Below are 13,060 nucleotides of genomic sequence, written 5' to 3' on the forward strand. Positions count from 1 at the left end.
GCGGGCTCGTCGGGTTGGTTTCCCGGCGAGCCCGCCTCTTTTATGTCCTTGCAAGTTGCCCGGCTGGGCTGTCGACTGGCTTACTCGTCCCAGGTCACAAACGACCAGTCAACATCGGCCTTGGTATGATAGGTGGGGTGGCTGTGGATGCGGCCCACGAGCAGCACAGCCTCAAGCTCATAGCCGTTCTCGACACCGAGCACCTGGCGTGCGTAATCACTCGAAGCGCCGCCATTGTTGGCCTCGCGTAGACGGCTCTGGATCCACACGCTACCCAGACCCAGATCATCGGCCATAACATGCATGTTCTCCATGGCGATGGAGCAATCCTCCACCCAGGTATCGGACACGCCCGGATCGCCGAAAACCGCGATAGCGGCACCGGCGGTCTTAAACGCAGCCGGGGCGGGCTTGCGCATATCAGAGAGAGCCTCGAGCTTCTCGGGGTCGGTCACGACCACAAAACGCCACGGCTTCTTGCCCTTGCCCGTGGGACCAATGAGACCGGCCGCCAGAATCTTCTCGAGCTCCTTGCGGCTCACCGGCTCACCCGTATACGAACGAACGCTGCGGCGCTTCATCAAGATGTCCATTAAAGCCATCGTGTCCTCCTTTGTCGGTAGAATGCCACCCTTATTGTGGACCGGAGGCATGCGAGCTGGTATATCCTCAGCGGATAGAAATCGCTCCTCAAATTGCCCTCAATAGGCAAGGGGTCTAAAACAAGACGGCATATCCATCACTAGCGGACAAACAAACTGGTGCAAACAAACCTGACCCCTTTGCACCACTTGGTGCATGGGGGTCAGGTTTGTTTGCACCAATACAACAAGGGGCAAAGCCGCTGCCGGCCTTGCCCCTTGTTCGTCGATTGGACTATTCACCTGAACTACTCGTCCATGAGGTAGTAGTGGCCCAGCGCGTCGGCACCCAGAATGGCGTTTGCGACCATCTCGGGCGTCACCTCAAACGGCATGTTGCACATGGTGTCCTCGGGCGCGCAAGCGGCCTCGGCAACGGTCATGGCCTGCTCGCGCGTAAACTCGGCAACGCCGAGCTCCTTCATCGTAACGGGGAGACCCAGCTCGATGCAGAAGCCCAAGACTTCCTCGAGCTTCTCGGTCGGGGCGTCCTCGAGCACCAACTGGACGATGGTGCCAAAGGCAACCTTCTCGCCGTGGTACATGCCGTGGCACTCGGGCAGCAGCGTCAGGCCGTTATGAATGGCGTGCGCGGCAGCAAGGCCGGAGCTCTCAAAGCCAATGCCCGAAAGCAGCGTATTGGCCTCGATGATATGCTCGACGGCAGGTGTCAGCGCGCCCTTCTCCAGCGCGACCTTGGCCTTGACGCCATCGGCCATGAGCGTCTCGTAGCAGAGCTTGGCGAGCGCCAAGCCGGCCATACCGCCCTTGCCGCCGGCGCAGGTGCCGCCGTCGGCATCATGCGTCGCCTGAGCCTCAAAGTAGGTTGCGAGCGCATCACCCATGCCCGCCACCGTCAGGCGCACCGGGCTTGCGGCGATGACCGTGGTATCCATAAGGACAATGTTGGGGTTTGCCTTAAGGAAGAGATATTTATCGAACTGGCCGTCGTCGGTGTAGAGCACCGAAAGTGCCGAGCACGGTGCATCGGTCGAGGCGATGGTGGGGCAAATGATAACCGGGGACTCCAGGTAATAGGCGACGGCCTTCGCGGTGTCGAGGATCTTGCCGCCACCGACGCCGACGATGATGTCACAGCCGTTGTCGCGAGCGAGCGCAACCAGGCGATCGACCTCGCCCTTGGAGCACTCGCCGTTAAAGTCCTCAAACAGCAGCTCGGCCTTAGCCTCGGTAAAACCGCCCTCAATCTTGGCGCCGACACGTTTCTTGCCCGAAGGCGTCACGATGACGAGGGCCTTGCCGCCGAGCGGCTCAACGTAGGAGCCGAGCTTTGCAAGCTCATCGGGACCCTGGATATACTTGCTGGGGCTATTGAAAATTGCAGCCATGTTAATCCCAATCTCTAAAGAAAAAGGGCTCCGTACAGCTGTGTGCGGAGCCCCTCATCAGAACAAGGCGAACTGATTAGAACGTAACCGGGGTGTCGGTGTAGACGCACTCGAGCAGCTGCTCCATCTCCTCCTGGGACGGCTGGCGCGGGTTGGAGCCCGTGCAGGCGTCGAGGATGGCGTTGGCGGCAACGTCGTGCTTCTTGGCCTCGAACTCATCGTAATCGATGATGGACTCGTCGGCCTTCACGCCCTTGGCACCGTAGTTCTTGATGCCCTGCGGGATATCGAGCTTGTCGTTAAGGTCGCGGATCTCCTGAACCAGAGCCTCGACCAGCTCGTCCTCGGTCTCGCCGGCGAGATGCAGGATCTCCTTGGCGATGAAAGCGTAGCGGCTCTTGGCGCGAGCATCCTTGGCGTTGAACTGGATAACCTTGCCCAGGTACATGGCGTTGGCGCAACCGTGGATGATATGATCGCCGGAGAAGGCGGCACCGGTCTTGTGAGCCATGGAGTGGACGATGCCCAGCAGACCCGAGGAGAAGGCGATGCCGGCGATGCACTGAGCGTCATGCATGTGCTGACGAGCCTCATGATCGCCAGCATAGGACTTGGGCAGCCACTCGACGATTTCGCGGATGGCGTGCAGGGCGTTGGCGTCGGTGTACATGGAGCCGGCAGTGGAGACATAGGCCTCGATGGCATGGGTCAAAGCGTCCATACCGGTGTGAGCGCACAGCTTGGCAGGCATGGTGTAGGTGAGCTCGGGGTCGACGATGGCGACATCAGGGGTGATGTTGAAGTCGGCCAGCGGGTACTTGATGCCCTTGGCGTAGTCAGTGATGACGGAGAACGCGGTGACCTCGGTAGCGGTACCGGAGGTAGAGGAGATGGCGCAGAAGTGAGCCTTCTGACGGAGCTCGGGGAAGGAGAACGGGACGACGGCCTCCTCGAAGGTCTCCTCGGGATACTCGTAGAACAGCCACATAGCCTTAGCGGCATCGATGGGCGAGCCGCCGCCAATGGCGACAATCCAGTCGGGCTCGAACTCGCGCATGGCCTCGGCGCCCTTCATGACCGTCTCGACGGACGGGTCGGACTCGACGCCCTCGAACAGCTTGACCTCGAAACCGGCCTCCTTAAGGTCGGCCTCGACGTCCTGCAGAAAACCGCCGCGGCGCATGGAGCCGCCGCCGCTCACGATGATGGCCTTGCTGCCCTTGAGGTTCTTGACCTCGTGACGAGCGCCCTCACCAAAGTACAGATCGCGAGGATTGGTAAAACGTCCCATACTGTGCCTCCTAAACAAGCCCCTCTTAGACTTGCGTATATAACGGAGCACCCGATTGGCTCCGTTAGGACCATTTTGCGCGTTGCCGGCGATGACAATGCGCAATGTCTAAACGTCTCAACGCTCAGACAAACACTATTTTACCGTTCTGGTTGGTCAGTTATTCACCTAAAGCCGCCAATGATGAAACGTTTTTTCTATCCCTGAAGACCCTTGTGCGGCATCCATACTCCCAAGCTGGGCAAACGTTTTATCAAGGTTGACTACATATCCCGGGCAGGACTGTGCCCCTCCAAAATATGCACCGTTCGCCGCCAAAAATCGACCGTTTGCGGCACCGTGATACCACTCGGTCGTCCAAGGTGCCGACATTTGTGTGACATCCGTCTTCGTGGTGCAAAGGTGCAAGTCCAAGTGCGGCACCCCCGGTGTGCCACATGCGGGTAAACTAGAACCTTATATAGAGATATTTGAACCCTAACCGCAGCAAAGGAGGCCCCATGGCATTCGATCCCATTCAAGAGAATTGCCATCGCCTCGTTCTTGAGGCCTTGCGCCGCGACAATATCCCGCTCACCGACGGCCCCGCCGTCGAGCGTCTGATGGAGCAATTCACCCGCAACCCCGCGCCGCTCATCGTGCACGACCGCGACCGCGCCGGGCATCTGATTGCCAAGGTGGTCGAGGCCGTCGACTACCGCATTCCCTTTATTCCTGACGATGCCCAGGCAGAGCAGGAAGAGGCAGCTGCCGAGAACATGCTTCGCGAGGCGGCCGCACTCGATCCGGCCAACTGGGATGCCCAGCGCATGCTGACGGCACTCACCGCCGACTCCAACGAGGACTACGTGCAGTATCTGGTGTCCAAGTGCGACGAGGTGGAGCACGATCTGGCACTCAAGATCGCCTCGGCGCAAGACCCCTACGAGCGTGAGGCTGCAGGCGACCTGACCCGCCGTCCCTACCTGCGCTGGCTTGCCGCCTTAGCATCGCGCGCGCTCATTAGCGGCCGTTACCGCATGTCACTGGAGGCAGCGAATCGCAGCTTGGACTTTGCGCCCAACGACCCCGCAGGTGTCCGCCACACCGCGATGCTCGCCATGGCAAAGCTCGAATACCCCGCCGAGGAGCTCAAGCGCTTTCGCTCCGCCCACTCCGTCCCCTATCTCGCCAACACGCCGCTGCGCCGTCGTCCCAAGGACGCGGAGCGCGACTTAGACCCGTGGACGCTCATCGCGCTGATGAGCGCTGCCTGGCGCGAGCTAGGCTACGAGGGTGCCGAGCACTACCTGCGCATTCTTGCACGCTCATGCCCGCACGCCGCCGAGGCGCTCTACTTCCAAACCGAATTTCCCGATGGCGTCTATGCCCGCGTCAACGTGGGCGTGGGCTCCACCGATGAGCTCGTCCTTGCACTGTCCGAGGCGACGCCGGTGCTGCAGGAGGGCCTGGGCGCTCCCGACAACGCCAGCTTTGCCGCCTGGGTCGCCACCAGCGACATCGTGCGTTCCCAGATCGACGAGCGCATCCTGCGCGCAGCCGAGCAGGGGCTTCCATTTAAGGGAGGGAACCTCTAATGGATCCAAGCGTCTACATCCCCGCCTACTTGGAGCGCACCTATCTGGCGTCGCACCCCGAGCTCACCGATGCAGCACGCGAGCTTGTCCATAACGACATTAGCGCGAATCCCCAAAAGTATGCGCAGTCCGAGCATGCCCAGGCACTGCTGTCCTATGCCGGTGTTCACTGCCACCTGCTCGACGAGCTCCATCGCATCGAGGACATGGGCAGCGACGAGGAGTTTGAGCAGACGCGCAACCGCCTGTTCGACGATATGCGCGATGAGCTGCTCAAGATCGTCCGTATCGATGCGCTTGCCGTCGATGCCCAGTTGCTCGCCATCATCCTGGCCGACACGCCCGTTGACGCCTGCCTGGGCGACCTGATGAAGCTCGAGGCGACCACGGCCGATTACCTCCAACAAAGCGTGCCCGGGTTCGATATGGAGGCCCCACACTACTGGGCCAACAAGGTTTTGACGGACGGTGTGACGGCGTCAGATCTCACCGTGAGCGAGCCGGCACTTATCGGGTGGCTCCACACGCTCGAGGCCATCTCGCAGCTGTGCATGGCGAGCGCCCGCTACCGCGCTGCCGCCAACTACGCCCGCCGCGTCCTTAAGGCAGAAGGCTATCCCACCCGAGCTGCCGGCACCGTGTTGCTCGCCCTCGCTCGCCTGGAAGACCAGGACGGCTTTTTTGCCCTGGCTCACCAGCTCGAGGAACAGGTGGGGGCCGATGCACTCGAGAACTCCCCCTGGTACCTGCTCGCCCGCACGATCCTCTTGTTCAAAACGAACAAGATGCGTCCGGCGGCGCGTGCGCTGCGTGAGTTCGCTAACCGCTGCGAGGGCGGCGCGTTCTTCTTGCTGAATCCCATGTACCAGACACCGTACCTTCCCTGCCGACCCGAGCCACGCGATCCCTGGGATCTTTCGCACCAGGCCGTTTGGGAAGCGGACGGCATTATCTCGGACACCCCCGACTTTGCCCCCTGGGCCAATGCCTGCGAAGACGTGTCGCAGCTTGCCCAGGAATTTGCGCGCCGCTACGGATTTTAGTGACGCACTCGACCCGACCATGTCGTTTACGTTAGGAACGGTTTCATGAACCTCCGCTCATCTCTTGCCTGCACCTCGAGCGATATCGCTCGCTGGGGACTGCGCTCCGTCCTTAAGCGCCAGGGCGGCGTACTCCCCGGCCGCATCGCCATGAAGATCGACCCCGAGTTGCTGAGCGACCTCGCGGGCCTTGTCGACCGCAGCGTAGTGATCACCGGCACCAACGGCAAGACCACCACCTCCAACCTCATCGCCGACGTCGTTGCTGCCAGCGGTGCTACCGTGGTATGCAACCGCGCCGGCAACAACATGGAGCCGGGCGTGGTGGGCGCGCTGCTCGAGGCCCGCGGCGACCTTAAGCACACTGCCAGCGGCAAGCGCGTGGGCGTTTTTGAGTGCGATGAGCTTTACACCGTACGCGTTCTGCCCAAGCTCAAGCCGACGTACTTTGTGCTGCTCAACCTGTTCCGCGACCAGCTAGACCGCTACGGCGAGATCGACCATACCCAAGACGTCATCGCCCATGCGTTGGAGCTCTCTCCGGCAACAACGCTCATCTACAACGCCGACGACCCGCTGTGTGCCGCGATTGCCGCGCGCGTTCCCAATGCAAGCATCGCCTTTGGCATCGACGGCGCCACCAACACCGAGTCCGACCGCATTAGCGACTCACGTTTTTGCTCACAGTGCAACGCACCGTTGGAGTACGACTATGTGCAGTACGGGCAACTTGGCGCCTATCATTGCCCCTCGTGCGGCTGGGCCCGCCCTGGGCTTGTCCGTCGCGTGACGGGCGTGGAGCTCGGCTGCGACGGCTACGGCTTTGACCTGGTCTTTGGATCTGCGCCCGACGCTGCTGCCGTACACATCGCCACGCGCTACAACGGCCTGTACATGGTCTATAACGTTGCCGCCGCCTTCTTTACCGCGCACGAATTGGGCGTGGACGCGGCGCTTCTGCAGCCTACGCTCGATGCCTATGTGCCCGCCGGTGGTCGTATGGGGCGCTGGGATATCGCCGGCCGCACCGTCGAGGCCAACCTGGCTAAGAATCCCGTAGGCTTCGATCGCCAGATCCAGTCCATCAAGACGGCCGGCGGCAGACTCTGCGCTTTCTTCCTCAACGACAACGATGCCGACGGCCACGATGTATCGTGGATCTACGACGTCGACTTTGAGCGCATCGCCGACACAACGGGGCTTGTCGCCTTTGCCGGAGGCACACGCGCGCACGACATGCAGGTGCGCCTCAAGTACGCCGGCATCGATGCCGCGATTATCTCGGACGTCGCGCAGGCAATTGGCGCCGTGGCAGACGAGGCCGCCGATGACACCTTCTACGCCGTCGCCAACTACACGGCCTTTCCACCGCTGGTCAAGGAGCTCGACGGACTTAAAGACACCGATGCGGCTACGGTTGCCGCCCACGCTGCAAAGTGCACCAATGGCAGTGCCGTCCCCGTTGGCGTCGCGCCAGTCGAGCTCTCGCGCCCGCTGCGCATCGTCTACCTGTATCCCGATGCCCTCAACCTCTATGGCGACGGCGGCAACGTCATCGCCCTCGAGCGCCGCTGCGCCTGGCGCGGCATCCCCGTCCGCGTGGATGAGGTCCGCATGGGCGAGGTGCTCGATCTGCATCATGCCGATATCGTCATGATGGGCGGCGGATCCGATCGCGACCAGCTAGCCGTGGCACACGAGCTGCTCGCCCAAAAAGACAAGGTCGCAGCCTATGTTGAGGACGGCGGTTCGCTGCTCGCCATCTGCGGCAGCTATCAGCTGCTCGGCCGTTCGTACTATATGGGCGAAAATCGCATCGAGGGCCTGGGCGTCATTGCCGCCGAGACTGTGCGTGGCTCCGACCGCCTGATCGGCAACGTCGCCGTCAAGACCGACCTGGCGCCCGAGCCCTTTGTTGGCTTCGAGAACCACGGCGGCCGCACGCTTTTGGACGCCGATGCCACGCCGCTTGGAACGTCCGTCGTCACGGGCACCGGCAACAACGGCGACGATGGCTTTGAGGGTCTCATCTACAAGGGTGTCATCGGCACGTACCTACACGGACCGGCACTGCCCAAGAACCCCGAGCTCGCCGACTGGCTCATCGCCCACGCCCTCGAGCGCCGTGGCGACGCACAGGCCGCCGCCCTGCTGCCGCTCAAACCCCTCGACGACACCTACGAGCACGCCGCCCACGACGCCGCGATGAAGCTCCTCCCCTAGCACCCCACCACCACAAAGGGGACAGGCACCTTTGTGGTGGTTTTGACCCGTCCCAGCGGTTTGTCTCAATCTGTAACATCTAGACCGTTAAAAGTCGTCTTACTGTTACAGAATGAGATGTTCGTCCCGACGCCTGCCTTTTGTCTCGATCTGTAACACATAGAGCCGATTTATCAGCCCAGATGTTACAGATTGAGATGTTTGAAAATCGGGATAGAGAGCCAGCTCCTATGTGGTGGTTTTCCAGTTTGCCAACGATATACGCGCCGGCAAAAAAGTCTGCTATACTCTTTCCCGCTGTCCCCATCGTCTAGCGGCCAAGGACGCCACCCTTTCAAGGTGGATATCGCGGGTTCGAATCCCGCTGGGGGCACCATTTGCATTTTGTTCGAACCCGCGCGATGTTAAGTCGTGCGGGTTCGTTTTTCATCTTGGCCTGTTTTCGTTTCGGCACATGTGCGCCAAATGTGCGCCAAAACAGGTTACATCTTTTGAGATGCCTCACACGAAACGCTTGCCCGGCAGCACGTCCATAATAGATCTGAGCAGCAAAAAAGGGGCCTCGCACAGGCGAGACCCCCTTCGCGCGCAAAATCAAACGTGTCTGTTACACGTAGAACAGAATGTCATCGTAGGTCGGAACCGGCCAGTAGTCGGCAGCCACGATCTCTTCCATGGCGTCCACGGCGGCACGCAGCGTATCCATAGCGGGAACAACCTCGTGAGCGTACACGTTGGCCTGCTCCTGGCCATCGAGGGCCTCGGCCTTCTGATGCACGGCGTCGAGCGCCTTGATGGAGTCGTTGATGGTAGTGATGCCGTTGCAGAGCTTGTTGAGCGTGTTCTGCTCACACTGCATGGCGGCCTCGGCGCCGGCGGCACGGATAGCCTCAAGGCCCTTAGCGACCTTGGTGGCATAGGCGGTAATGACCGGGCGATAGGTACGGCGTGCCTCGCGAACCATCGTGGTGGCCTCGATGTTCATGAGCTTGTTGTACTTCTCGAGCTTGCAGTCGTAGCGGCACTGAGCCTCGGCCTTGGTCAGGACACCCGTCTCCTCAAAGAGCGCAATGGCCTTATCGGAAACAAAGGCGGGCAGGGCATCGGCCGTGGTCTTGTTGTTGGCAAGGCCGCGCTTCTCGGCCTCAACGGGCCACTCATCGGAGTAGCCGTCGCCAGAGAACAGGATGCGCTGGTGATCGGTCAGGACCTTCTTGCAGTACTCGAGCGCGGCGTCCTGGAACTTATCCTCGGGCGTGCCCTCAAGCGCGTCGGCGAAGGACTTGAGCGACTTGGCCACGGCGGCATCGAGCACCAGGTTGGAGTCGGAGACGTTCTGCTCGGAGCCGCAGGCACGGAACTCGAACTTGTTGCCGGTGAAGGCAAACGGGGAGGTGCGGTTGCGATCGGTGTTGTCCTGCATCAGCTTGGGCAGGGTATCGGCGCCCAGGTCGAGCACGCCGCGCGTGGCATGGACGGAAGCCTTGCCATCGATGATCTTCTCGACAACCTCGGTAAGCTGGTCACCCAGGAAGATGGACATAATCGCCGGAGGAGCCTCGTTGGCGCCCAGACGATGGTCATTGCCGGCCGAGGCAACAGAGGCACGCAGGAGCTCCTGATAGTTATCGACGGCCTCGATCACCGCGGTGAGGAAGACGATGAACTGCAGGTTGTCGAGCGGGGTGTCACCCGGATCGAGCAGATTCTCGGACTCGGTGCCGAGCGACCAGTTGTTGTGCTTGCCCGAACCGTTGATGCCCTCGAACGGCTTCTCGTGCAGCAGGCAGACCAGGTCGTGGCGGGAGGCGATGAGCTTCATCTTCTCCATCATGACCAAGTTCTGGTCGATGGCCTCGTTGACCTCACCGTAGACGGGGGCGAGCTCATGCTGGCAGGGAGCGACCTCGTTGTGCTTGGTCTTGGCGGGAATGCCGAGCGCCCACAGCTCGTCGTCCAGATCCTTCATATAGGCCGAGACGGTGGGGCGGATAGCGCCAAAATAGTGCTCCTCGAGTTCCTGGCCCTTGCAGGGGGCAGCACCAAAGAGGGTGCGGCCGGTGATGACCAGGTCCTTGCGCTTGCGGTAGGCGTCCTTCTTGATCAGGAAGTACTCTTGCTCGTCACCCACGGAAGGAACGACTTTCTTTGGCGTCTTGCCGAACAGCGCCAAAACGCGCTTGGACTCACGCGAGAGCGCGGTCATGGAGCGCAGCAGCGGGGTCTTCTTGTCCAGGGCCTCGCCCGTGTAGGAGCAGAAAGCCGTGGGGATGCACAGGACATCGTCCTTGATAAAGGCGGGGCTGGTGGGATCCCAAGCGGTGTAGCCACGGGCCTCGAAGGTGGCGCGCAGGCCGCCGTTGGGGAAGCTGGAGGCATCGGGCTCGCCCTGGATGAGGTTCTTGCCCGTAAACTTGGTAATGGCGGTGCCGTCGTGGTTAGGCTCGAGGAAGCTGTCGTGCTTCTCGGAAGTGATGCCCGAAAGCGGCTGGAACCAGTGCGCGTAGTGCGTAGCACCCTTGGAGATGGCCCAGACCTTCATGGCATGGGCAACGGCGTTGGCCACATCCAGGTCGAGCGGCTCACCGCCCTCGAGGGTTGCAGCAAGGCGCTTCCAAATGTCCTTGGGGAGGCAGTCCTTCATGACTTCCTCAGAGAACACCATGGTCCCGAAGCGGTCAGTAAGTTCGGCCATACGGAACTCCCTTCGTATCGGCACCGCGTGAGAAGCGGTGTTGATTACTAACGAACGAGCCTTAGCTTAGACTCGCCGTGTTTCCGCGACATTACCGTTATGTTGCTGTCACGAAACCAATCAATGAGGTTACAGCAACACAGGATTATTACCACCCTCAACAGCCAACGAACTGCATAAATTGCAGACCTCCCCGTATGGTTTAAGGGTAGTCTTTTTGGGACGGGGCTTTTTTAGCTACCCATCCGGTATCTTCGAAGCTCAAGGCAATATTTGACATAGGGTAGCTAAAAAAGCCCCGTCCCAAAAAGACTACCCTGGGCAGCTGGTTGATGGGCATAGAGGCACGTCCCAAATGAGCTACGTTGTTATAGGGAATGACGATAGCGAAGCATCTTCGATTGGTATTCCCAAATGGCAAGTAAAACTCCAGCGTGGCGCAGCGGTGCTGTAGAATCCTTACAACACATCGCACTAAAGTATCTAAAGGAGCACGATATGCGCGTCGACGAGGTTTTTAAGCAGGCGGCATCCCTGGGCACCGTGCCCGTTTCGTTTGAGATGTTCCCGCCCAAGGGCGAGCTCACCCTCGATACGGCTCGCAAGGTGGCAGGCAGTCTGTGCAAGCTTTCGCCGAGCTTTGTCTCGGTCACCTGCTCTGCCGGCGGCTCGGGCAACGGCGCCACCACCGCCCCCATCGCGCATATGATTACGAGCGAATTCGATACGCCCTCGGTGGCACACCTCACCTGCATCGGCCGCACGCATGCCGATATCGCCGCCAAGATCGATGAGTACCGCACCGCCGGCGTGAATAACATCCTGGCACTGCGTGGCGATCTCCCTGCCGGCGCGACCGAGGACGACAAGCCCGCCTCCGAATACGCCTACGCCCGCGACCTCATCCCCGAGCTCGTCGACGCCGGCTTTTGCGTGGGCGCTGCGGCCTACCCCGAGGGCCACATTGCCTGCGAGGACCTCAGCCTCTCGGTCGAATACCTCAAGCAAAAGCAGGATGCCGGCGCAAGCTTCTTTGTGACGCAACTTTTCTTTGATAATGAGTGCTTCTACCGCTTCCGCGAGCTTGCCGATAAAGCGGGCATCACGGTGCCCATCACCGCGGGCATCATGCCGTTTATGAGCAAGTCCCAGATCAGCCGCATGGTCTTTATGTGCGGAGCGTCGCTGCCCTCCCCCGTCATCAAGATTCTCGCCAAGTACGAGAACGACCCCGAGAGCCTGCAGGCAGCCGGTGTAGAGTATGCCACCCGCCAGCTTTGCGACCTCAAAGAGCACGGTGCCGACGGTCTGCACCTGTACACTATGAATCGTCCTGCGATCGCCGCGACCATTATGGAGCGCCTAGGGTAATGGAAAAACCGCATATCGATACAACCACTGTCGAAGTACCGGCTGACCTTGCGTCGCCGGCGCTTTACCGTGTCGACACTGCCCATCATCCCCGCGTCGATCGCGCCGAGATGCTTCGCTATCTGGGCTACGGCGGCCAGCAGATCGAGCCCGAACTGTCGCAACGCATTGAGCTTGTGGTCGAGCGCCTGGAGTTGGATATCGAGCCACGCGGTGTACGTCGCGTCTTTGCCGTCGATGCCACGGGCGTCGACGAGCAGGGCGAACCTTGTATCCGCCTGGTTGGCTCCAATGTCGAGCTGCGGGGTCGCGATATCTACCGCCACCTTAAGGACGCCCGCATGGCCGCGCTGATGGCCTGCACCCTCGGCATGGCCGCCGAGCGCCGTCTGCGCACCACCGGAGCCCAGCAGCCTCTGGAAGGTGCCGTGCTCGACGCCGCATGCTCGGCATATGTTGAGGCAGCCGTTGAGCAGATGGACCAGCAGGTCAAGGCTGCGGCTGCCGCACACGGACTCGCCGGCAACTGGCGCTTTAGCCCCGGCTACGGCGACTGCCCGCTCTCGGCTCAGCGCTCGATCGTGGATGCGCTCAACGCCACGCGCCTCATTGGACTCACCGTCACACCCACCAGCCTGCTCATGCCCACCAAGAGCGTGACCGCGGTGATTGGCCTGTTCGACGGTGAAGTCCACGACGCCCAAACCCGCCCCACCTGCAATATCTGCCGTATGCGCGAACACTGCCGCTTCCGCGCCGCCCACACCACCTGCTATTCGTATTCTGAATAAAATGTCAATTGATGGCTCGGTATCGAGGGAATCGCATCCGTTTGTAAGCAGATGTCCTCGCAAACAAGTACCATAAGAG

9 protein-coding genes and 1 tRNA gene are annotated in these 13,060 nt (G+C 60.9%); 6 read left to right on the plus strand and 4 right to left on the minus strand.

Going from position 1 to position 13,060, the window contains the following annotated elements:
• Positions 1-80: 80 nt before the first annotated feature.
• The 3 genes from DW123_RS02055 to DW123_RS02065 all read right to left on the minus strand — a co-directional run bounded on the left by DW123_RS02055 (position 81) and on the right by DW123_RS02065 (position 3,281).
• Entirely contained in the window at positions 81-602 is a 522-nt protein-coding gene (locus DW123_RS02055; protein ID WP_117743788.1) for a nitroreductase family protein, read from the minus strand.
• Positions 603-889: 287 nt separating this feature from the next.
• Positions 890-1,990 (minus strand): glycerol dehydrogenase, encoded by a 1,101-nt coding sequence (locus DW123_RS02060; RefSeq protein ID WP_117743787.1) that lies wholly within the window; start codon positions 1,988-1,990, stop codon positions 890-892.
• A 76-nt stretch (positions 1,991-2,066) separates the two neighbouring features.
• Positions 2,067-3,281 (minus strand): iron-containing alcohol dehydrogenase, encoded by a 1,215-nt coding sequence (locus tag DW123_RS02065; protein WP_117734630.1) that lies wholly within the window; start codon positions 3,279-3,281, stop codon positions 2,067-2,069.
• A 500-nt stretch (positions 3,282-3,781) separates the two neighbouring features.
• On the opposite strand from DW123_RS02065, the gene DW123_RS02070 reads away from it, so the two are divergent.
• The 4 genes from DW123_RS02070 (at position 3,782) to DW123_RS02090 (ending at position 8,500) form a co-directional block, all read left to right on the plus strand.
• Positions 3,782-4,858: a hypothetical protein gene (locus DW123_RS02070; RefSeq protein ID WP_118273055.1), complete on the plus strand. Its 1,077-nt coding sequence runs from the start codon at positions 3,782-3,784 to the stop codon at positions 4,856-4,858.
• Positions 4,858-5,901: a hypothetical protein gene (locus DW123_RS02075; protein ID WP_117734632.1), complete on the plus strand. Its 1,044-nt coding sequence runs from the start codon at positions 4,858-4,860 to the stop codon at positions 5,899-5,901. The genes DW123_RS02070 and DW123_RS02075 overlap by 1 nt, the downstream gene beginning before the upstream one ends.
• Positions 5,902-5,946: 45 nt before the next feature.
• Positions 5,947-8,124: a MurT ligase domain-containing protein gene (locus tag DW123_RS09700; RefSeq protein ID WP_233540118.1), complete on the plus strand. Its 2,178-nt coding sequence runs from the start codon at positions 5,947-5,949 to the stop codon at positions 8,122-8,124.
• A gap of 299 nt (positions 8,125-8,423) precedes the next feature.
• Positions 8,424-8,500 (plus strand) — tRNA-Glu (locus tag DW123_RS02090).
• Between the two features lie 231 nt (positions 8,501-8,731).
• Here DW123_RS02090 and DW123_RS02095 read toward each other — a convergent pair.
• Positions 8,732-10,819, minus strand: coding sequence for a glutamine synthetase III (locus DW123_RS02095; protein ID WP_117734633.1), 2,088 nt, complete (start codon positions 10,817-10,819; stop codon positions 8,732-8,734).
• A gap of 498 nt (positions 10,820-11,317) precedes the next feature.
• On the opposite strand from DW123_RS02095, the gene DW123_RS02100 reads away from it, so the two are divergent.
• Together DW123_RS02100 and DW123_RS02105 are read left to right on the plus strand one after the other, a co-directional pair.
• Positions 11,318-12,190, plus strand: a complete 873-nt coding sequence (locus DW123_RS02100) for a methylenetetrahydrofolate reductase (protein ID WP_118273056.1) — start codon at positions 11,318-11,320, stop codon at positions 12,188-12,190.
• Positions 12,190-12,981, plus strand: a complete 792-nt coding sequence (locus tag DW123_RS02105; protein WP_118099244.1) for a hypothetical protein — start codon at positions 12,190-12,192, stop codon at positions 12,979-12,981. Before DW123_RS02100 ends, DW123_RS02105 begins: the two co-directional genes overlap by 1 nt.
• The last annotated feature ends 79 nt before the right edge of the window (positions 12,982-13,060 follow it).

The organism is Collinsella sp. AM10-26 (assembly GCF_003472525.1).
Lineage (GTDB): Bacteria > Actinomycetota > Coriobacteriia > Coriobacteriales > Coriobacteriaceae > Collinsella.